A 21,669-nucleotide genomic window follows, 5' to 3' on the forward strand; every position below is an offset into this window, starting at 1 on the left:
GCCGTGGTCGCTTCTCGCGCAGTTCCCCGCGCCCCTAGTTACTCGGTGCGGGCCGGCGCAGGGCACCTAGCCCCGGGGGGGGGGCCGGCTAGTTCAGGTAGGGGTTGTACTGGGTGTAGGGGTGCGGTGGGGCCGGGTGCGGGGGGATCCAGATGCGGCCCGTGGCCCCCGCCGCGTACAGCAGCGCCGGCCCTGCGACCGGCTTGCGCTCCCACAGATGGTGGAGCAGCTCCTGCTCGCGCGCCGCGAAGTCGGGACCGGGCCCGGTCGCTCCCGCGCTGCGGTACGCCCGGTGGCGCAGGAAGGCGAGCGCGGTCGCGAACGCCTCGTACTCGGCGACCGCCCGCGCCGCCGGCTTGCCCCCGAACCGGTGCTGCGCGAAGTCGCGTGCCGTGGCGCGGGCCCGCATCGAGGACAGCGCGAGCGGCTCGACGGGGCCCAGCCAGCCGGCCGCGGCGTACGCGGGCAGCTCGGCGGCGATCGTGCGCAGCTCCCGCTGGCGGCTCCAGATCGCGAGCCAGGTGACCAGCCCGAACGCCGGCACCATGAACCCCCCGTACACGATGAGGAAGCCGTACGCCCCGAACAGCGTCGAGCTGTTCCACAGGGCGTGCATGCCCATCGCGCACACCAGGCCGAGCAGCGGGAACATCACCCGGCGCAGCCGCCTGCCGGGCTGTGCGAGCGCGGCCGCGCCGAACCCGATGCCCGTCATCACCGTGAACAGCGGGTGGGCGAACGGCGACATGACGACCCGTACGAAGAAGGTCGCGGCGGTGGTCGAGGCGAGGCCGCCGTGGTGGCTGGCCTGGTCCTCGCCGAACGCGTTGCCCAGGTACAGGATGTTCTCGGTGAAGGCGAAGCCGGTCGCGGTGAAGCCGGCGAAGACGACGCCGTCGACGAGACCCTTGAAGTCGCGTCTGCGGAACAGGAAAAGGAGCAGGACGGCCGCCGCCTTCGCGCTCTCCTCGACTATCGGCGCTATGACACTGGCGCCCAGATGGTCGGCCGAGGAGGGGTCGGCGGTGGCGGTGGCTATCCACCGCGTCGCGAACGAGTTGGCGATGATCGCCACCAGCGCGGCGGCGCAGGCGCCCCAGGCCAGGGCAAAGAAGAGGTTGCGCCAGGGGCCCGGGTCCACCCGGTCCAGCCAGCGGAACGCGGCGCCGAGCAGCGGCACCGGAAGGACCGCGAGGCCGAGCCCGACCAGGAACCCCTCGGTGCCCGTCTCGTCCCGTACGAGCGCGAAGATGACCAGGCCGCACAGGGCGAGCAGGGTGATCAGCGCGCCCGCGCGGACCGCCCGGGAACGCCAGAAGTCGCGACGCGGCCGGTAGCGCCACTTCGTACGGTCCGGGGGGACCGCGTCGAAGCGGGGCTCGTCCACGCACGCCGGAACCGGCTGGGCCGGAAGGGCCGACCCGGCCGGGTGGGGCGCCTGCCCGGGGTGCGGGCGATGCGGAAGCGACTCGAAGGACACCCGACGACCCTAACGAGGGTCACTGACAATGCGCGACGGTGCCCGGCCCTTCGACCCTGCGCACTGCTCCCACTCGCGCTACCGGCGCTGCTCGCGTCAGCCGCTGTGCCCGACGCGTCGGAACAGCAGGTCGTGGACGACATGGCCCTTGTCGAGGCCCTGGCCCTCGAACCGGGTCAGCGGCCGGAACGCGGGGCGGGGGGCGTAGCCGCCGCCGTCCACGGTGTTCTCGAAGCCGGGGTGCGCGTCGAGGACTTCCAGCATCTGCTCGGCGTAGTCCTCCCAGTCCGTCGCGCAGTGCAGGACGGCGCCGGGCTTCATACGGGTCGCGGCGAGGGAGAGGAACTCGGGCTGGATCAGGCGGCGTTTGTGGTGCCGCTTCTTGGGCCACGGGTCCGGGAAGTACACGCGCAGGCCGTCCAGGGCGTCCGGCTCCAGCATTTCGCGCAGCAGGATGATTGCGTCGCCGTTGGCCACACGGACGTTGTTCAGGCCGCCGCGTTCGGCGAGCCCGAGCAGATTGCCCTGGCCGGGGGTGTGGACGTCGACGGCGAGGATTCCGGTACCGGGGTCGTCGGCGGCCATCTGCGCGGTGGCCTCGCCCATGCCGAAGCCGATCTCCAGGACGACGGGCAGCCCCTCGAACATCTCGGCCAGGTCGATCTTGCGCAGCCCGTCGATGTCGAAGCCCCACACCGGCCACAGGCGCTCCAGGTACTCGCCCTGGCCGGTGGTGACGCGGCTTCGGCGGGGCTGGAAGCTGCGGATGCGGCGCTCGTGGTGCGAGCCGGCTGGGTCGGCGGCGGGGCCGCCGGGGAAGCGGGGCGCCTTGTCCCGGGGCAGGACGTTGTCGCTCCGCGGGGCGGGGGGGTGGGGGGTTCGGGGCTGCTCAGACACAATGCCGTGATTCTACGGGGTGGAGTGCGGCGGGGTGCGGGTGCGGCCCGCTCCTTCCCCGGGGGCCGGCCCCCGACCCCGCCGCCGCGGACGGTGCCGGTGTCTCGCGCTGTTCCCCGCGCCCCCCTAACCCTCTCGGCCCTGCGGGTCGTGGTCGCTTCTTGCGCAGTTCCTCGCGCCCCTAGACCCTCTCGATCCTGCGGGTCGTGGTCGCTTTTCGCGCAGTTCCTCGCGCCCCTAATCCTCTCGATCCTGCGGACCGTGATCGCGTCTTGCGCAGTTCCCCGCGCCCCGGAAACCGCCTCCACCCGCGGACCGTGCTCGCTTCTCGCGCAGTTCCTCGCGCCCCCTGAGCCCTCTCGATCCTGCGGGTCGTGGTCGCTTCTCGCGCAGTTCCCCGCGCCCCTGAGGGCCGTTCGGACTGCGGGCCGCGGGTGGCTGGTCGCGCAGTTCCTCGCGCCCCTTGGCTGCTCGGTGCTGGTCCGCATCGGGCAACCTCAGCCCGTCCGGCGTTTGAGGACGAGCGCCGTTCAGGCGCGAACGGGGTCTGGGGCGGAGCCCCAGGGGGGCCGGAACCCTCCAACCCTGCGCTTACGGGCGGGTGGGTGGGCAAAGGCGCCCGGGGTCTGGGGCGGAGCCCCAGGGGGGCCGGAACCCTCCAGTCCCGCCGCACGGGCGGGTGGGTGGGAAAACCCCCAGGGGGCGGGGTCAGTCGGGCAGGGCCGCCAGGGCCCTTCTGGCTACCTCTCTTCCGATCGGCAGGGACGCCGTCGCCGCAGGGCTCGGCGCGTTCAGGACGTGGATCGTCCGCGGGGCCGAGCGGATGAGGAAGTCGTCCACGAGGGTGCCGTCGCGCAGGACCGCCTGGGCGCGGACCCCCGCCGGGGAAGGGCGGAGGTCCGCCTCGCGTACCGAGGGGAGCAGGCGGCGGACCGCCTCCGCGAAGGCCCGCTTCGACCAGGAGCGGTGCAGCTCGCCCGCGCCGTAGCGCCAGTGGCGCCGGGCTATGTGCCAGGAGCCGGGCCAGGCCAGGGTGCCGGCCAGCTCGCGCGGCCGTACCGTGCGCCAGTCATACCCCTCGCGGGCCCCCGCCGGCACCGCGTTGGGGCCGACGTGCACCGTGCCGTCGATGCCCCGGGTGAGATGGACGCCGAGGAAGGGGAACGCGGGGTCGGGCACGGGGTAGACCAGGCCCTTGACCAGGCCGGGCCGGGCCAGCTCGTAGTACTCGCCGCGGAACGGCACGATCCGCACCCCGGGGTCGTCGCCCGCGAGCCGCGCCACCCGGTCGCAGTGCAGGCCGGCGCAGTTGACCAGGGCCCGGGCGCGCAGCACCGTACCGTCGGTCGTGCGGACGGCGACGCCGAGGGAGGGCCGCCGGTCGATGCGGACGACCTCCGCGCCGTAGCGCACCCGCGCGCCGGACAGCTCGGCGAGGCGTGCCGCCACCGCCCCGTAGTCGCACACCCCCGTCGTGCCGACGTGGATCGCCGCGAGCCCGCGCACCTCCGGCTCGTACGCCGCTATCTGCGCGGGGCCGAGCTCGCGCACCGGGATGCCGTTCTCGCGGCCGCGCTGGACCAGGGCGTGCAGCCGGGGCAGCTCGTCGCGCTCGGTGGCCACGATCAGCTTGCCGGTGACCTCGTGCGGGATGCCGTGCCGCGCGCAGAACTCGACCATCTCGGCCGCCCCGCGCACCGCGAAGCGGGCCTTCAGGGAGCCGGGCTTGTAGTAGATGCCGCTGTGGATGACCCCGCTGTTGCGCCCGGTCTGGTGCCGGGCGGGGCCGTTCTCCTTCTCCAGGACGATCACGCGTGTCCCGGGTGCCGCCCGCGTCAGCGCGTACGCCGTCGACAGGCCCACGATCCCGCCGCCGACCACCAGCACATCGCAGTCGTACGTCGTCACCCAGGCACCTCCCACCCCGGTCGCGTCTTGCCGGAGGACGGCCCCGGACCCCCTCACCCCATACTGCACTGACCCACTGACAGTCCCGGTAAACGTCCGGTGGAGACCGTTACGCTGGGGTCACCAGAAGCGGCCTCGCACGTTCACGCAGCTCGGCGACGCGCGGCTCGTCCCCGTAGGGCTCCAGGCGGTGCAGCAGATCGCGTACGTACTCGGTGGTGCGGGCCGAGGAGATCCGGCCCGCGACCTCGACGGCCCGGGTGCCGGCCGCGCACGCCGCGTCCAGGTTGCCCGACTCCAGCTCGGCCACCGCGCTCACCACCAGACGCAGCCCGTGCGAGCGGACGAACTCCTCGGTGGGCCGCGACAGGGCCTGCTCGGTGAAGCGGCGCACCTGCCGGGGCGCCTTCAGGTCGCGGTAGCACTCGGCCGCGTCCGCCGCGAAGCGGTCGTAGGAGTAGAAGCCGAGCCAGGAGGGGTCGCAGTCGCCGTCGCGGGAGCGCTCCAGCCAGGCCTCGGCGGCCTTCAGGGCGGCTTCGGCGGGGTGCCCGTCGCCCGCCTTGGCGTGGGCGCGCGCCTCCACGAGGCGGAAGAACGACATGGTGCGGGCGGTGGCGAGCCCGCGGTTGCGCTCGACGGCGGCCTGCGCGAGGTCGACGCCCTCGTCGGCGAAGCCCCGGTAGGTGGCCTGGAGCGACATCGAGGCCAGGACGTAACCGCCGAGCGGCACGTCGGCCGCGGCGCGCGCGAGCCGCAGGGCCTGGATGTAGTAGCGCTGGGCGGCCTCCTGCTGGCCGGTGTCGAAGGCCATCCAGCCGGCGAGCCGGGTCAGCTCCGCGGTCGCGCCGAACAGGGCGCGGCCCACCTCGTCGCTGTAGGAGCCGAGCAGCAGCGGGGCCGCGTCGACCCGTAAGCACTCGGGGACCATCGACGAACGCCAGTCGCCGCCGCCGTACTTGGAGTCCCAGCGACGGGCGTCCTCGGCCGCCTCGCGCAGTTTGGCGACATCGCTGTGGCCGACCTTCAGCGGCGGCAGGTCGGTCAGTTCGATGCTGCGGGCCACCGAGGAGTCGGCGGGCGTGATGAGCCAGCGGGAGGCGGGCGTCGCGTACGCGCTGACCGCGAAGGAGCCCGCCAGGGACTGCCAGATGCCGCCGCCGGCCCGCCGCCCGGCCAGATCCAGCCGGTACAGATCGGTCGCCGAGCGCACCGCCTCCGACACGTCGCGCGGGAAGGCGAGCCCGACCTCGGGGGCCGGGTCGGCGTCCGCGAGGCCGATTTCGTGCAGGGGCACGGGCCGGCCGAGCTTGGCGCCGATCGCCGCCGCTATGAGATGGGGCGCGGCGCCCTGCGGCACCATGCCCTTGGAGACCCACCGCGCCACGGAGGTCTTGTCGTAGCGAAGGGTCAGGCCTCTTTGCGCGCCGAGGTCGTTGACCCGTCGCGCCAGACCGGCATTGCTGATTCCCGCGAGGGCGAGAACGGTGCCGAGCTTCTCGTTCGGCCCGCGTTGCTCCCTGGACATGCGCCACCCCTCGACACAGACGGCGTTCCCCCGAGCGGCCTGGTGTCCGATTCGTCGGCCGCACAAGCACGTGGCCGAGCCCTCGGGAATATGCCAGCCGTGAGGAACAGCAGTAAACACAGCGTAGTTCGCCGCATCCCGACCGTTAAGAGGCGGTCTTCCGTATGGCGAGATTGTTTTCCGTACGGCCGGTTGCGGACACCGGGGGGCGCGGCCCGGCCGCGGAGCCGTTGCGCCGGGGGGCGGCGGGACCGGTCGCAGCCGCGCTCCCGACGTGTGGCCGTGCGCCCGGCCGTGCGCTCTCGCCGGTCCCCCAGGGGAGCGCTTCCATGTGTGGTGCGTGGGTCGGCCCGCTGCGTGGACGCGGCGGGCTGGGGGACACCGCCGCCTCAATCCCCGCGGGCGGCGGACCGGTCCGGGAGGCGAACAGCGCCTCCCGGACTGTGTGTTGAGGGCCTCCTGAGGCGGGTGTGACGACGGCTCGACCGACGGAGAATGGCCGGATATCGCCCCTCGGCCGAAGGTTCCGGAGTGGGTCAAGGGTCTCGTGCGACCCGTCCCGTACGTCCCTAGAACGTCGCCAATCGGCCATCGCCCGGGCCGAATTCACTGGGTGCGCCCGCTTCCCGCAGCCCCTCCGGGGGGCCGTTGTCGTGGCAGCATGGGGGCCCGGCCACCTTCGGGCCGTACGGAGCGTACTGACGGGATGCCGTCACGGCATGTTCTGACGGTGCGTCATATCCAGGCCGGGCCGGGGTTGTCCACGAGTTGTCCACAGCCTGTGGAGGCGCGATGCGATGGTTGGTGGGGTGGAGCAGCGTCGCCGCAAGCTTCCGCGCGGGCGCCCACGGGCCCGGCGGGTACGGCACGGCGGGCGCCGTCGGTGAGCCCGACGAGGGCCGCACCGTCCACCCCGTGGGGGCCCAACTCCTGTGGGGCGACCCGGATCCGCTGTGGGCGGTGGGCGACTGGCGGCCCGACGAGATCCGCATCGTCAGCGTCGGGGCCGACACCCGCCTCGCCGTACTGGGCTGCTGCGCCGCCACCGACGAGGAGCTGCGCGTCGGCCTCTTCGCCGCGCGCGGGGGCGCACTGCGCCACCTCACCGCCTGGCCCGGCAGCTACACGGCCGTCGCCCAGGTCGCCCGCCGGGTGACGGTCGTCGGCGACCTGGCCGGCGCGCGCCCCGTCTTCTACACCCCCTGGGCGGGCGGAACGGCCTACGGCACGGCGGCACTTCCGCTGGCCGACCTCATCGAGGCCCAGCTCGACATCGGCCACCTCGCCGCCCTCCTCGCCTGCCCCGACGTACCCGAGGCGCTCGGCGACTCCACGCCCTACGCGGGCGTACGGCGCATCCCGCCCGGCCATGCGCTGGTCCTGCGCGAGGGCTCGCGCGAGATCACCGGGTACGAGCCGGTCGCCTCGCTCGCGGTGGCCGCGCCCCAACTGGCGCCCGTGGCCGCGGTGGAGGGCGTCCGCGACGCCCTGGTGGCCGCGGTACGGGCCCGCCTCACCGCCCCCCGGCACGCCCCCGAGACCCTGCCGCCCGACCCCGGCCCGGTCCCCGGCATGGGCCCCGCCGAGCGGCGCGCGGCCCGCGGGGGCCCGGCGCCCGGCATAGGGGCCGACCTCTCCGGGGGCCCGGCCTCCGCCACCCTGGCCCTGCTCGCGGCCGGTCTTCCGGGCGTGCCCGGCACCGTGCTCGGCCACGGCACCGGCGCGGGCGAGCGGCTGCTCGCCGTCACCTTCAACGACCTCACCGTCCCCGGCGCGGGACGCCAGGCCGAGCTGGAGCGGGCCGGCGCGATGGCCGCCAACCCGCGCCTGCACCACGTCGTGGTGACCGGCGGCGAGGAGTCCCTGCCCTACGCCGACCTGGAGGGCCCCCTCACCGACGAGCCGGGACCGTCCCTGATCGCCGCCCCCCGCCACCGCCGGCGCCTGCTCTCGGGCAGCGCCGACCACTTCACCGGAAGCGGCGCCCGCCAGGTCCTGGACGCCCATCCGGCGCGCCTGGCCGACCTCCTGATGGACCGTCAGCGACGCCATCTGCTCCGCCCCGCGACCGCTCTGGCGAAGGCCGGAGGCCCCTCGGCGAACTCCCTGTTCGTCCCGCTCACCGTCTACCGCGCGGCCCGCCGCCTCGCCCGCACCCCCTACCGCACCGGCATCGAGTCGGCGGCGGACGCCCTGCGCGAGCCCCGTTTCGACGACGCGACGAGCCCGCTGTCCATCTCCCTGGCCGCCCTGTCGTGGACCCGGCCGGGGCCGGCCGCCCGCTGGCTGACCGGGGAGGCGCTCGCCGAGGTCTCGGTCCGCCTGATGGCCTCGGCGACCCGCCCGGCCCCCTCGCAGCGCCCCGGCCAGGCCCGCGCATCGGCCGCGCTGGCCCGGTACGCGGCCGACCACCGCATCCTGGAACAGGCCGCGGAGGTACGCAGCCAGCGCCTGCACGCCCCGTTCCTGGACAACCAGGTCGTCCGGGCCTGCCGCGCCCTGCCCGAATCCCTGCGGGTCCAGCCCGGCGCCCGGGCCACCATCCTGCGTACGGTCCTGTCGGCGTCCGGGGTCCGTGACCTGCCCCCCGGCTGGGGCGCCCCCTCGCCCGGCCCCACGGCGACCGCCCGGGCCGGTCTGCGCCAGTCCGTGGACCCGCTGATCTCCCTCTTCGAGGCCCCGCTGCTCGCGGACGCGGGCCTCATAGAGGCGCGAACGGTGCGCAAGGCGGTCCGCGCGGCGGCGGCGGGCGAGCCGCTCCCGCTGGACGGCCTGGCCGACCTGATCTCCACCGAACTGTGGCTGCGCCGCCTGCTCTCCCGCAGAGGCACCTGCTGGACCGGCACGGCCGCACCACGCCAACGCGCGGTGGCGGGCGGGGTGGTCCCGCCGCGCCGCCCGACCTTGAGGTCCTGAGCGGGCGGGGCGGGGCCGCGCCGCCCGACCTTGAGGTCCTGAGCGGGCGGGGCGGGGCCGCGCTGCCCGAGCTTGAGGTCCTGAGTGGGCGGGGTGGGGCGGGGCCCGCGGTGTCCGGCCGCGCCGCCCGACCTTGAGGTCCTGAGCGGGCGGGGCGGGGTCGCGCTGCCCGAGCCTGAGGTCCTGAGTGGGCGGGGTGGGGCGGGGCGGGGTTGCGGTGTCCGTCCGACTTCGGGGTGTGGCCGGACCGCGCCGCGTCGCCCGACCGCGAGGTCTTGAGGGGCGGGCCGGGGCCCGTGGTGTCCGGCCTCCGCCGCTGCGGGCCCGCGCCGGGTCCCCGCTGCGGGCCCGGTCACGCTGCCGAGCCGGCCGCCGTCATCCTTGCCGCCGCACAGAACCCGGCCGCGCGCCCCGACGCCGCGGGGGGCCGCTCTTCGCCGACCGGCCGAAAGGCGACGCCCCACCGGCCGAGGGGCCCCGCCCGAAGGGCCGCCCCCTCACCCCACCCCCGCATAATGAACCCGTGCGGTACCTGATCCTGGGCGCCACCGAGGCGCACGAGCCCGATGGCACACCCATACCCCTGGGCGGTCGCCGGGTGCGCGCCCTGGTGACCGCGCTCGCGCTGCGGGTTCCCCGTGCCGTCCCCGTGGCCACCCTCATCGACGACGTCTGGGCGGGCGATCCGCCCCAGGACGCCCCGGCCGCCCTCCAGGCCCTGGTGGGCCGAGTGCGCCGGGCGCTGGGCAGGGAGGCCGTGGAGTCCGGCCCGGCCGGATACCGGCTGACCGTTCCGCGCCAGGCCGTCGACCTGTTCGCCTTCGAGGAGGGTGCCGCGCGGGGCGCGGCCCAACTCGCCGCGGGCGAGCCCGAACACGCCGCCACCACCCTGCGCGCCGCCCTCGCGCTGTGGCGCGGACCCGCCCTGTCCGACCTCCCCGAACGCGACGGCGCCGTCCGCGCCGAGGCCCAGCGCCTGAGCGCCCGGCGCAACCGCATCGAGGCGGACCTGCGGCGCGGCGCCACCGACGGGTTGCTCCCCGAGCTGACGGAGCTGCTCGCCTCGTACCCGTACGACGAGACGCTGCACGCCCAGATGATCCGCACCCTGATCGCCGAGGGCCGCAGGGCCGACGCGCTGGCCGCCTACGAGACGACGCGCCGCACCCTGGCCGACGCGCTCGGCACCGACCCGGGGCCCGAACTCGTCGCCCTGCACGCCGAGTTGCTGGCAGGCGCTCCCGCCCCCGAGCGGCCCGCCGCGCCACCGCCGCGCCGTCCCGAGGGCAACCTCCGGCCCCGGCTGACCTCCTTCGTCGGTCGTGAGCCCGAACTGGCCTCCATCCAGGGCGACTTGGCGGCATCACGGCTCGTCACGCTCACCGGCCCCGGCGGCACCGGCAAGACCCGCCTCGCGGAACAGGCCGCCTCGGCGGCGTCCGTCGACGCCTGGCTCGTCGAGCTCGCCCCGCTGGACGACCCCGGTGCCGTCCCCGGCGCCGTGGTCTCCGCGCTCGGCCTGCGCGAGACGACGCTGCTGGCGCGCGAGGGCCAGCCCGGCCACGACGACCCCACCACCCGCCTCGCCGACGATCTCTCCCGCCGCCCCGACACCCTGCTCGTCCTTGACAACTGCGAGCACGTCATCGACGCCGCTGCGCGCCTCGCCGAGACGCTCCTGACCCGCTGCCCCCGCCTGCGCATCCTCGCCACCAGCCGGGAGCCGCTCGGCGTGCCCGGCGAGGCGGTCCGCCCGGTCGAACCGCTGCCGCCGGTCCCGGCCCACCGCCTGTTCGCCGAGCGCGCCCGCGCCGTACGCCCCGACTTCGACCCCGGAGCCGGCGCCGAGGACGTGGCCGAGATCTGCCGCCGCCTGGACGGGCTCCCGCTCGCGATCGAACTGGCCGCGGCCCGGCTGCGGTTGCTCACCCCGCGCCAGATCGCCGACCGCCTCGACGACCGCTTCCGCCTGCTGACCAGCGGCAGCCGCACCGTACTGCCCCGGCAGCAGACCCTGCGGGCCGTCGTCGACTGGTCCTGGGACCTGCTGGAGGAATCCGAACGGACCGTGCTGCGCCGCGCCTCCGTCTTCGCCGGCGGCTGGGACCTCGCCGCCGCCCAGGCGGTGTGCAAAACCACCGACGATCTCGCTGCCCTCGTCGAGAAGTCCCTGGTCATCGCGGTCCCCGCACCCGACGGCAGCGGCATGCGCTACCGCATGCTGGAGACCATCCACGAGTACGCCACCGAGCGGGCCGCCGAAACGCCCGGGCTGCTGCGCGAGGCGGCCGACGCCCACACCGCGTACTACCGCGCGCTGGTCGCCGAGGCGGAACCCCTCATCCGCTCCCACGAGCAACTCCCCTGGATCCGCCGTCTGGAGACCGAACTCGACAACATCCGGGCCGTGCTGCGCCGCACCACGACCGGGCCCACCGCCGACGAGGAGGCCGCCACCGAACTCGTCCTGAACATGGGCTGGTTCTGGTGGCTGCGCAACTACCGCACCGAGGGCGCCGACTGGGGCCGGGCCGCCGCCGAGCTCACGCCGCTCCCCGACGACGAGTCCGACCCGCGGTACTGGCCGAGGCTCCACCTCGACCTGCTCCGCTACTTCCTGCTCTCCGACGTCGAACGCGGCCACGGGCTCGAAGACGACAGCACCGTCCCGGCCCGGCTGGCCGAACTCCGCAAGGCCTTCGAGGGGGGCGGCCCCCAGGCGGCCCGCTTCCCGGGGCTGCTGTGGCCGTTCGCGACCTTCCACACCGACCCGCCGGGCATGGTGCGCGAGTCGATCGACGCCGTCGTCGACAACTGCCGCCGCCACGGCGACGACTGGGCCACCGCGGTGAGCCTGATGTTCCGTACCCACATGGCCATCGACATGCCCGGCGGCATGGAGGGCGTCGACGAGGACCTCGCCGAACTGCGCGAGCTGGGCCGCCGCGTGGGGGACCGCTGGATGCGCGCCCAGGTCGCCGGCGCGGCGGCCGAAGCCGCGATGACACGCGGCCTGTCCGAAGTGGCCCGCCCCGCCTACGAGGAGGCGCTGCAACTGGCCCGCGAGGTCGGCGCCCACCAGGAGACGCCGTTCCTCACCGCCCGCGTCGGTGAACTCGCCTACCGCCAGGGCGACTTGGACGCCGCCGAGAAGTCGCTGACCGAAGCCGCGGCGGACGCGGCCCGCTACCGGGTGTCCGAGGCCCTGCCGTACGTCCACTCGCTGCTCGCCACCATCGCCCTCGACCGGGGCGACACCGTCGCCGCTCTGGCCCTGCGCGACCAGGCCCTGGAGTTCGCCGCCACCGGGCCACCGGGCGCGCCCCCGCACTTCGTGGCACTGCTCGATGCCCTGGACGCCCGGACCACCGCCATCGAATCGGGCACCCTGCCGGGGCTGCGGGGCATGGCGAACGCGCTGCGCACGGCGGCCGGCGGCCGGTGCACCGAGCACGTCCTGGCTCATCTCGCCGAGCGGTCCGCCCAGTTCCTGGGCGATCTCGGCGAGCACGGTCGCGCGCTGCGGATCCTGGCCGCCGCGAGTGCCTGGCGCTCCGACATCCCGCGCTCCGTGCCGGAGCGGGCGATCGAGGAGTCCATCCGGCTGCGGGCACGCGAGGCGCTCACCCCCGAGCGGTACGAGGCCGAATACGCCGCCGGAGCACACCTGGCCCCGGCCGAGATCCCGCCGATCCTGGACGAGGTCACGGGGTGCGAGGGGGCGGCCGAGGCGCGGACCGGGGCGCGGGCAGAGGCGGACCCGGCGCCGGACGCCTGACGGACGGGCGTGCGCACCAGGGGCGCCCCAAGGACGCGACGCCCGCTCAGTCCAGCCCAGGCCAGGTCAACCCAGCCCGGCCCGGCGTCCCCGGCGGCGTACCGCTAGCCGCAACCGATCCGCGACTGCGCCCAGTCCGCGAGCGCCGCCCCGCCGAACGGGCCCGCCGGTTCGACGACCAGCCGGATCGTCCTGCGGCCCGAGATGTCGGCGTGCACCGGCACCGCCGGATCCCCGCCGCGCACCACCGGCGACTGCCAGAGCCTGGTCCCGTCCCCGTACAGCGAGAACCGCACCGCCCCGAGCCCCGCCATCAGATCGTCCACACCCGCGTACGCGTCGTACGTACGGCACCGGCGGTTGAGGTCGATGGTCACCGAGGACCGGCCGTGCACGGTCACCCCGTGCGGATAGCGGTGGCCGTCGATGCTCATGCCGGAGCGCTGCCACAGCCAACTGGAGCCGCCGAGCCGGACTTCGGGCTTGGTGCCGTCGCCGAGCAGGCCGTATTCCAGGCGGTTCACCTGGAACACGCTCGGCGCGGGCGGCGGTGGCGGCGGGGGAGGCGTGGGCCTGGGCGGGGTCGGCCTCGGGGGCGTCGGCCGGGGCGGGGTGGGCGCGGGACGCGTGGGCGTGGGCGTGGGCGGCGTCGGCGGAAGGGGACGCGCGGCCGGCTTCTTGGGTGCGGGGCGAGGCGGCGGCGCGGGCGCGGGCGCGTGGGCGGCGGGCGGCTCGGGGGCGGGCGGGGGCTTGCGCGGAACGGCGGGCACGACCGCGGGCGGCTTCGCGTCGGGCTTGGTCGCCGGAGCGTCGTTGCCGGTCAGCGCGAACACGATCCCCGCCGCGACGGCGACGGCGACGGCCGCCGCGATGCCCGCCTTGGCCGGAGCGCCGAGCCCTTCCGAGACGGCGGCACCCCCCGCCGCCCCGCCGGACGTGCCGCTGCCCGTGGCGGCGGCCGCGGCGCCAGCGCCCGCCGCTCCGGCGGCGCCACCCGCCACCACTCCGGCCGCCTTGAGCGAGAACCCGGCGGCGAACCAGCCGATGACCGCGACCGGAAGCAGCGCGGGAATCCCGGCGTTGACGTCCTTGAGCTCGATGACCGCGACCCGGCACTTCGCGCACTCCTCCAGGTGCTTGCTGAGCCCGCGCTCGGCCCGCATCCGCAGCCCTCCGCGCGCGTACGCCCCGAGCCGGTCGGCGTAGCGGGCGCAGTCCCCGCCGGAGGTCAGCGCGCTGGACACATGGGCCTGGAGGTAGGCCTGCTTGAGCCCCTCGCGGGCCCGGCTCGCCAGCACCGCCGTGGCGTTGGCGGTCAGCCCGAACAGCGGCGCGATCTCGCTGGGCGACTCCTCCTCGACGGTGGTGTGCCACAGCACCGCCTGCCAGCGCTCGGGAAGCGAGCGGAACGCCTGCATGGCGAGCGTCTGCTCGGCCTCGTGCATGGCCCGCACCTCGGCGCCCAGGTCGATGGTGTCGTCGTCGAAGGCCTCCGTGGAGCGCGCGGACTGCTGGGCGAAGACCGCGAAGTCGTCGACCAACTGCTCCCGCTTGGCGGTCCGCGTCCAGGTGGCCGCGACACGGCGCACGGTGGTCATCAGATAGGCGCGCACGGCGTGTTCGGGCCCGGCCCCGCCGCGCACCGCCTGGAGCGTGCGCGCGAAGACCTCCGCCGTCAGGTCGTCGGCGGTGTGCGCGTCCCGGCAGCAGGTGCGGGCGTAGCGCCGGACCGCCTCGGAGTGGCGGCGGAACAGTTCCTCGTACGCGCTGTCGTCGCCGGTCCGCATCGCGTGGATGAGGTCGGCGTCGGACTGGCCCACCTCGGGCAGCTCGAGCGTCATGCCGTCGCGCAGGCCGCCCTCGCGCTGGGTGGGAACGCTCGCGCCGGGGTCGCCGATGCCGTCCATGGGACCCCAGGGCCCGGGCAGTACGGTCCCGCCGAGACCGGCGTCGTCCGCGGGCCCGGAATCACCCGCATGCTCGTAACCGGAACCCTTGGCGGCCTGTCCCGGAACCGGCGCCGGGCCGGCCGGAGTGCCCGGCGTGAACCCGCCCTGACTCGGCACCTGCCGCGGCAAGGACCCCCCGCCGGAGCCGCCCGATTCCGGTCCACCGCCGCCGGAGAGCGACTCGTCCCGCTCTTCAACGCCCATAGCGGAAGCTCCCGTAAGCACGCTCAGACCCGACCACCGGGCAAGCGTGCCACAGAGCGCAAGCGGAGCCGAGCCTCAGGCCCGGCAACCACTCATCCGGGGAGACTTACCGCACCCGAGCACTAGCCGTCACTCTTTCGGGGAAGGCTCGACGGCTGAGGAGGGACCGGCCCGGGGCTCAACTCGCTTGTTCTCTGCGGGCGTTGAGGGTCAGGACGGGCGCGAGCGCAGTCCTTCCAGGAGGATGTCGAGCAGTCGTGACGAGGCCGCCGCCTGCTGGTTGGCGTCGGGCAGCGACGGCGCCGCCGTGGCTATCACCAGGAGCACATCGGCGACGGTCACATCACCGCGCAGCTCGCCCGCGGCACGCGCCCGGTCCACCAACTGCCCCACCACGTCGAGCAGCTCGGCCGCTCCCGCGTCGTCCAGCTCCTGCTCCGGCGCGCTCCGCTGCTCGATGACCCGGCCCCACGCCGAACCCTGCTCGGCCGAGCCGACCTGGCGCTGCTGCGGCACCCGCGCCTCGTCGAACCCGTCCCGGGCGCCGTCGGGCCGCGGGGACTCGCCCCGCGCCGCCTCGGGCCGTACGCCCTCGGACTCCTCGCCGTCCACGCCGACCCGCAGCACCTGCGGCGGAAGCAGCCGGCCGGCGCCCGACGCCACCGAGGTGCGCAGGAAGCGGGAGAGGGCGGACCAGGGCTCATCCTCCTGGCCGAGCGCCGTGCGCGCCTGGTCGGTCAGCCGGGAGGTCTCCTCCTCGGCTATCCGGCGCACCAGCACGTCCTTGCTGGGGAAGCGCCGGTAGACGGTGCCCACCCCGACCCGGGCCCGGCGCGCCACGTCCTCCATCGGCGCCCCGTAACCGAGCTCGCCGAACACCTCGCGCGCCGCGCGCAGTACGTGTTCGAGGTTGCGCTGGGCGTCCACCCGCAGCGGCGCGGAACGCGGTCCGCCCGCGCCCGGAGCCGTGCCCACGCGGCCATGGCCGTCGGACGACGCCGCGACGGCGGTCTGCCAATGAGAGTCCTGAATGTGCATTTATCCCCCGGTTATGACGTCTCCCCCCGGAGACTCCCCGCCCTGACAGCCGGGGACCGGTCCCTGATCCGACACCCCGACGGGATACGAACATAGTTGAGCCCGGCTCAATTCAGAAGAGGTTCTTCCGCACGGCGTGCCCCTCGATCGGACCAAGGACCGAAACCCGACCGAAACCCAACTGAATCGGACCTGTCCGATCACGTGTCACTCACCCCTTGACCTGCGGAAATCGCCGCACGGCAGGAAAGGGGCGCCGCCCGTGGCGTCGGCTCCCTCCAGTCACACAATTTGTCGAGCCTGTGGACAAAGCCCGAGGCCCGTTGCGTCATGGGGAGGTGACAGAACCTGTGCGCATTCTCGTGGTCGGCGGCGGATACGTCGGGATGTACACGGCGCTGCGCCTGCAACGGAAGCTCAAGGCCGAGCTGCGCGGTGGTACGGCGGAGATCACCGTGGTGGCGCCGGACCCGTATATGACGTACCAGCCCTTTCTGCCCGAAGCGGCGGCCGGGAACATCTCGCCGCGCCATGTCGTGGTGCCGCTGCGCCGCGTCCTGGACAAGTGCCGGATCGTCATCGGCGAGGCCGACCGCATCGACCACGCGACCCGCACCGCCACCGTCACCACGCTCGCCTCGCCCGAGGACGGCACCGGCGCCATCCGCCTGACGTACGACGAACTCGTCCTCGCGCCCGGATCGGTCTCGCGCACCCTGCCGGTGCCCGGCCTCGCCGACCACGCGATCGGCTTCAAGACCGTCGAGGAGGCCATCGGCCTGCGCAACCACGTCATCGAGCAGATGGACATCGCCTCCTCGACACGCGACCCGGCGGTCCGCGACGCCGCCCTCACCTTCGTCGTCGTCGGCGGTGGCTACGCGGGCGTCGAGGCGCTCGCGGAGCTGGAGGACATGGCGCGCTACACCGCCCGCTACTACCACAACATCCGTCCCGAGGACCTGAAGTGGATCCTCGTCGAGGCGAGCGACCGCATCCTGCCCGAGGTCGGCGAGGAGATGGGCCGGTACGCGATCCGCGAGCTGCGCTCCCGCAACATCGACGTACGCCTGGAGACGCGCCTGGAGAGCTGCGAGAACCGGGTCGCCGTCCTCAGCGACGGCGCCCGCTTCCCCACCCGTACCGTCGTGTGGACCGCCGGCGTCAAGCCCGCGCCGATCCTCGCCGCCACCGACCTGCCCCTGACCGCGCGCGGCCGCATCGAGTGCACCGCCCAGCTCCGCGTGGCCGGCACCGAGCACGCGTGGGCGGCCGGCGACGCGGCCGCCGTCCCCGACCTGACCTCGCCGGAGAAGGGCAAGGAGTGCGCGCCCAACGCGCAGCACGCCGTGCGCCAGGCCAAGGTCCTCGCCGAGAACGTCGCCGCCGCCGTACGGGGCGGAGAACCGGCGGAGTACCGGCACACGTACGCCGGCTCGGTCGCCTCCCTCGGACTGCACAAGGGCGTCGCCCACGTCTACGGCCGCAAACTCAAGGGCTACCCGGCCTGGTTCATGCACCGCGCCTACCATCTGAGCCGCGTGCCGACCTTCAACCGCAAGGCCCGGGTGCTCGCCGAATGGACCCTGGCCGGACTGTTCAAACGCGAGATCGTCTCGCTCGGCTCGCTGGAACATCCGCGCGCCGAGTTCGAGATCGCCGCGGGCGGCGGGCCGCCCGCCAAGGGCCCCGCCCCCCACGACAACTGACGCTGTCAGTGCGGTCCGTCACACTGGGCGTGTGACCATAGGTGGACCCACACCTGCACAGAGTGATCCAGCGGCCCAGCACCGCACCAGCACCGGCAGCACAGCACCCGCAGCAACACACGAGGCTTGGAACACCGTGAACTTCACGCGTTGGAGCGCCCGGCTCCCCGGTACGCAGCGCCGCGCCGCAGCACGGACCGACCGCGGCTCCGTGCCCGCGGCCCGCGGCGAATCCGGATCGCGTCCGGAGCCCTGGACCGACGACGCGGCCGAGCCCCCGGTCCTCGACGACCTCTCGGTGCGCGACGTCCTGGGCCAGCTCCCCGCCCTGGTCGCGCTCCTGCACGGCCCCGAACACCGCGTCGCGTACGTCAACGACGCCTACGCCGCGGCCTTCGGCGCCCGCGCTCTCGGCGCCCCCGCCGCCAAGGCGCTGCCCGAACTCGACGAGCTCGGGCTGCTCCCGCTGATGGACCAGGTGCTCCGCAGCGGAACGTCCCGCACGGTCAAGTCCCGCAAGACCCGGAGCGGGGGTTCGTTCACGGTGACGTGCACCCCGGTGACCGTCCCCGGCCACGCCGAGGGCGGTGTGCTCGTCTACGCGGTCGACGTCACCGACCACGCCGAGGCCGCCGAGCGGCTGCGCACCAGCGAGCGCCGGCACCGCGAGACCGCCGTCACCCTCCAGCGCTCCCTGCTCCCCCAGGAACTGGAACAGCCCGACGACCTGCGGGTGGCCGCCACCTACCAGCCCGGCGGCACCGACGCGGCGGTCGGCGGCGACTGGTACGACGTGATCACCCTCGGCGCCGGACGCACCGCGCTGGTCATCGGCGACGTGATGGGCCGGGGCGTCCGCGCGGCCGCCGTCATGGGTCAACTCCGCACCGCGGTAAGGGCGTACGCGCGCCTGGACCTGCCCCCGCACGAGGTGCTCCAGCTCCTGGACGGGCTGGCCGCCGAGATCGACGCCAGCCAGATCGCCACCTGCGTCTACGCCGTGCACGACCCCAACGAGGGCCGCCTGGTGTACGCGTCGGCGGGCCACCTGCCCGTGCTCGTACGCCACGAGGACGGCACCGTCCACCGCGCCGAGGACCCGACGGGCCCCCCGCTCGGCACCGGCGGCTGGCTGCACACCTCCGGCTCGATCGCCCTGCCCCCCGGCGCCACCGCCGTCCTGTACACGGACGGCCTGGTCGAGCGCCGCAGGGAGGACATCGACGAGGGCGTGGCCGCCCTGGAGCGCGCCCTGTCCGGCGCGGTCGGCACCCCGCAGGTGGTGTGCGACCGGCTGCTGCGCGCCCTCGGAGTCACCGCCGAACACGACGACGACGTCGCGGTCCTGGTCTGCCAGCACCCCGCCCGCACGGGCCACGCCGCGGAGCTGTTCCACAACGCCGCCCTCGATCTGCTGGGCGGCATCGAAGCCGCGCCCCGCGCCCGGGCGTTCGCCTCCGGGGTCCTGTCCTCCTGGCGCTTCCCGGTGGAGCTGCGCGACCTGGGCGTCCTGGCCGTGAGCGAGCTGGTCGCCAACTCGCTCCAGCACGGCACCCCGCCGATGCGTCTGAGACTGCGCCGCACCGACCGCCGGCTGATCATCGAGGTGACGGACGGCGACGACCATCTGCCGCGCCGCCGCCGCGCCGACCCCGGAGACGAAGCAGGACGAGGCATCTCGATCGTCGCGACGATCGCCTCGTCCTGGGGTTCGCGCCGCACACCGGGCGGCGGCAAAGCGGTGTGGTGCGAGTTCGCGCTGCCCGACTAGGCGCGTGCCCTACGCGTTGGCGGGCGTCGGCTCGGGCTTGTGCACCGCGACCACCCGCGAGCCGGCCGCGAGCACCGGCTGGTCCTGCGCGGGCGTCAGCCCCTTGCCGAGCCGCAGCGCGAGCCCGGTGATCCCGAGCGAGAACAGCACGAACGTCACGATGTACGGGCCGTGCAGCGCGGCCCCCATGGGCCCGCCGACGGCCGGCCCGACCGCCAGCGCGAGCTGCTTGACCAGCGCGAACGCCGAGTTGTACTGGCCGACCATCGACTCGGGGGCGAGATCGGCGACCAGCGGAGCCACGGTCGGCGACAGCATGGCCTCGCCGAGCCCGAACAGCGCGTACGTCGACACGAAGGCGGCGGTCGCCATGGCCTGGCTGCCGTGCCCGAGCCCGGCGTACCCGGCGACGATCCACGCGAACGCCCAGATCAGACCGACGGCCGCGATGACACGGCTGCGACGGCGGCGCTCCACGAACTTGAGCACCAGGAACTGCGCGGCCACGATGACGGCCGTGTTGGCGGCCAGCGCGATCCCCAGCGTCGAGGGCTGGATCCCGGCGGCCTCGGTGCCGTACGCCGCGAGACCGGACTCGAACTGCCCGTAGCAGGCGAAGAAGACCACGAATCCGAGCACGCAGAGCTGCACCATCGCGCGGTGCCCGAGGATCCCCCGCATGCCGCCGCCCGCGCTCCGCTCACCCGTGGGACGCGCGTCCGACAGGACCATCGAGCGCGGCATCTTCGCGGAACCCGCGACGCCCGCGAGCACCAGGAACATCACCGCTTCGATGGAGAAGAGAAGCGTGAAGCTGGAAGGGCGGCTCAGGTCGACGAGCTGACCGCCGATGAGCCCGCCGATGCCGAGGCCGAGGTTCTGCAGGAAGAACTGGAGGGCGAAGGCGCGGGTGCGGGTCGCGGGCCCGGAACACCAGACGATCATCGTCGCGAGCGCCGGCTGCATCACGGCGGTCCCGGCGCCGAGCAGCGCGGCCGAGGCCACGGCGGCGGGCACGCTGGAGGCGAAGCCCATGCTCAGCGCGCCGACGGAGGCCAGCACCGCGGCGCCCACCAGGACCGGAAGCGGCCCGCGCCGGTCGATGACACGACCGGTGAACGGCAGCACCACGAGCGCGGCCATCGCGAAGACGGCGAGCACGACACCGGCCGTGGTCGCACCCAGGTCTCGCACCTGGGCCACATAGACATAGAGGTACGGAACGGTGAACCCGAGTCCAAACGCGCTCAGCGCGTTGCCTGCCTGGATCCGGCGCATCGCTGCACCCATCGCCTTGGTCACACTCACCACCTTGGGGGTCTGGAAGCTTGGAGAACCCGACGCCCTGGGACGTGAGCGAAGGGCTCGAACGTGTAGGGCTCAGATCTGAAGACTTCAACGCTAAAATTAGATTCTTAACAATACACACTCAAGGACTTAGACGCCAACGACCCGCGTGCCATACTCGCGACATGGCTGAGACCACCGAGCCCACCGAGTCCGACGGCCCCCAGGAGCCGACCCTCGACGAGCAGATCGCCGCGTACCAGCGGGAGTACCGCGACCTCGACCCCCAGGTGGAGAAGGTGGTGTCGGCCCTCGGCCGCCTGAACCGCCGGATGAACGTGGCGTACGGCCGGCAGGTCGCCGCGCTCGGCATCAGCAACGCCGAGTGGGAGGTCCTCAAGACCCTGCTGCTCGCGGGCGAGCCCTACCGGCTCGGCCCCGGCGAACTCGCCAAGCGCCTCGGCCTCACACCCGCCGCCATGACCCACCGCATCGACCGCATGGCCGGCGAAGGCCTGGTGACGCGCGACCGCGACGAGAACAACCGCGTCCGCGTCATCGTCGAGCTGACCGACGAGGGCCGTACGAAGTGGCTGGAGGCCATGCGCATGGCCAGCGACTTCGAGGAGGACCTCCTCCAGGACCTCTCCCCCCAGGAGCGGGGCGTCCTCGGCGAGATGCTGATCCGTCTGCTGCGCAGGGTGGAGCACGCCCAGCCGGACGCGGGCGGCCGCCTCACCGACCTCGACTGACGGCACCGGACCCGACGGAGGACGCGCGCCGAGAAAACCGGTGGACAGAAAAACCACTGGACAGGACCGCGTGGCCCGGGGTTGACACAGCCCGCCCCGATCCGTAAGGTTCTTCGAGTTGTCGCGGAGCCGATACGGTTCTGCAACGACCGTCCGCCGCAGACTCTGCGGCCACCCAACTCAGCACGATCTCCCGACCGGGATTGTTTTCGGCATGCCGAATTCATTTCGATCGGGCCCGGTGACCCCGATTACGGGTTGCCGAGAAAATCCGCTAGGGTTCGGGAGTCCCAACGGCCCAACAGCCGTGAAGACAAACCGACTTGGCCCCGGGAGACCGGGAATCAGGCCCGAAAGGATCTGATAGAGTCGGAACCGCCGGAAAGGGAAACCCGCGAGGGAGAACCGGAAAGGCGCCGAGGAAATCGGACACGAAAGCGTCTGATAGAGTCGGG

General features: G+C 74.1%; 12 protein-coding genes. 5 read left to right on the forward strand and 7 right to left on the reverse strand.

Features of this window, described 5'->3' with window-relative positions:
- Nucleotides 1-88: 88 nt before the first annotated feature.
- The 4 genes from N4G70_RS17405 to N4G70_RS17420 form a co-directional block, all read right to left on the reverse strand.
- Nucleotides 89-1,480 carry a PrsW family intramembrane metalloprotease gene (locus tag N4G70_RS17405; protein WP_388727080.1) on the reverse strand — a complete coding sequence of 464 codons (1,392 nt, stop codon included), beginning with the start codon at nucleotides 1,478-1,480 and terminating at the stop codon, nucleotides 89-91.
- A 96-nt stretch (nucleotides 1,481-1,576) separates the two neighbouring features.
- Nucleotides 1,577-2,323, reverse strand: a complete 747-nt coding sequence (gene trmB / locus N4G70_RS17410; RefSeq protein ID WP_261713576.1) for a tRNA (guanosine(46)-N7)-methyltransferase TrmB — start codon at nucleotides 2,321-2,323, stop codon at nucleotides 1,577-1,579.
- Nucleotides 2,324-3,085: 762 nt separating this feature from the next.
- Nucleotides 3,086-4,285: an L-2-hydroxyglutarate oxidase gene (lhgO, locus tag N4G70_RS17415; protein ID WP_261713553.1), complete on the reverse strand. Its 1,200-nt coding sequence runs from the start codon at nucleotides 4,283-4,285 to the stop codon at nucleotides 3,086-3,088.
- A gap of 109 nt (nucleotides 4,286-4,394) precedes the next feature.
- Nucleotides 4,395-5,810, reverse strand: a complete 1,416-nt coding sequence (locus N4G70_RS17420) for an MFS transporter (protein WP_261713554.1) — start codon at nucleotides 5,808-5,810, stop codon at nucleotides 4,395-4,397.
- Nucleotides 5,811-6,602: 792 nt separating this feature from the next.
- Between N4G70_RS17420 and N4G70_RS17425 the strand changes: the two genes are divergently transcribed.
- Both N4G70_RS17425 and N4G70_RS17430 read left to right on the forward strand, forming a co-directional pair.
- Nucleotides 6,603-8,726 carry an asparagine synthase-related protein gene (locus N4G70_RS17425; protein WP_261713555.1) on the forward strand — a complete coding sequence of 708 codons (2,124 nt, stop codon included), beginning with the start codon at nucleotides 6,603-6,605 and terminating at the stop codon, nucleotides 8,724-8,726.
- Nucleotides 8,727-9,249: 523 nt separating this feature from the next.
- Nucleotides 9,250-12,504, forward strand: a complete 3,255-nt coding sequence (locus N4G70_RS17430; RefSeq protein WP_261713556.1) for a BTAD domain-containing putative transcriptional regulator — start codon at nucleotides 9,250-9,252, stop codon at nucleotides 12,502-12,504.
- A gap of 104 nt (nucleotides 12,505-12,608) precedes the next feature.
- Here the strand turns inward: N4G70_RS17430 and N4G70_RS17435 are convergent, their stop codons facing one another.
- Together N4G70_RS17435 and N4G70_RS17440 are read right to left on the reverse strand one after the other, a co-directional pair.
- Nucleotides 12,609-14,657 (reverse strand): sigma-70 family RNA polymerase sigma factor, encoded by a 2,049-nt coding sequence (locus N4G70_RS17435; protein WP_261713557.1) that lies wholly within the window; start codon nucleotides 14,655-14,657, stop codon nucleotides 12,609-12,611.
- A 210-nt stretch (nucleotides 14,658-14,867) separates the two neighbouring features.
- Nucleotides 14,868-15,695 (reverse strand): TetR/AcrR family transcriptional regulator, encoded by an 828-nt coding sequence (locus N4G70_RS17440; RefSeq protein ID WP_261713558.1) that lies wholly within the window; start codon nucleotides 15,693-15,695, stop codon nucleotides 14,868-14,870.
- Between the two features lie 350 nt (nucleotides 15,696-16,045).
- On the opposite strand from N4G70_RS17440, the gene N4G70_RS17445 reads away from it, so the two are divergent.
- A complete protein-coding gene (locus N4G70_RS17445; RefSeq protein ID WP_261713559.1) occupies nucleotides 16,046-17,404 on the forward strand; it encodes an NAD(P)/FAD-dependent oxidoreductase in 1,359 nt (452 codons plus the stop codon).
- Nucleotides 17,405-17,540: 136 nt separating this feature from the next.
- Nucleotides 17,541-19,175, forward strand: coding sequence for an ATP-binding SpoIIE family protein phosphatase (locus tag N4G70_RS17450; protein ID WP_261713560.1), 1,635 nt, complete (start codon nucleotides 17,541-17,543; stop codon nucleotides 19,173-19,175).
- A 9-nt stretch (nucleotides 19,176-19,184) separates the two neighbouring features.
- Here N4G70_RS17450 and N4G70_RS17455 read toward each other — a convergent pair whose 3' ends face one another.
- Nucleotides 19,185-20,465: an MFS transporter gene (locus tag N4G70_RS17455; protein WP_261713577.1), complete on the reverse strand. Its 1,281-nt coding sequence runs from the start codon at nucleotides 20,463-20,465 to the stop codon at nucleotides 19,185-19,187.
- Between the two features lie 182 nt (nucleotides 20,466-20,647).
- Here N4G70_RS17455 and N4G70_RS17460 point away from each other — a divergent pair, with 182 nt between their 5' ends.
- Nucleotides 20,648-21,214, forward strand: coding sequence for a MarR family winged helix-turn-helix transcriptional regulator (locus tag N4G70_RS17460; RefSeq protein WP_261713561.1), 567 nt, complete (start codon nucleotides 20,648-20,650; stop codon nucleotides 21,212-21,214).
- The last annotated feature ends 455 nt before the right edge of the window (nucleotides 21,215-21,669 follow it).

Origin of the sequence: Streptomyces sp. ASQP_92 (assembly GCF_025399895.1) — a bacterium.
Lineage (GTDB): Bacteria > Actinomycetota > Actinomycetes > Streptomycetales > Streptomycetaceae > Streptomyces.

Coding starts and splice junctions, on each gene's coding strand:
- N4G70_RS17420 (WP_261713554.1), bottom strand. CDS start 5,810: ATGTCCAGGGAGCAACGCGGGCCGAACGAGAAGCTCGGCACCGTTCTC.
- N4G70_RS17425 (WP_261713555.1), top strand. CDS start 6,603: ATGCGATGGTTGGTGGGGTGGAGCAGCGTCGCCGCAAGCTTCCGCGCG.
- N4G70_RS17435 (WP_261713557.1), bottom strand. CDS start 14,657: ATGGGCGTTGAAGAGCGGGACGAGTCGCTCTCCGGCGGCGGTGGACCG.
- N4G70_RS17440 (WP_261713558.1), bottom strand. CDS start 15,695: ATGCACATTCAGGACTCTCATTGGCAGACCGCCGTCGCGGCGTCGTCC.
- N4G70_RS17455 (WP_261713577.1), bottom strand. CDS start 20,465: ATGGGTGCAGCGATGCGCCGGATCCAGGCAGGCAACGCGCTGAGCGCG.
- N4G70_RS17460 (WP_261713561.1), top strand. CDS start 20,648: ATGGCTGAGACCACCGAGCCCACCGAGTCCGACGGCCCCCAGGAGCCG.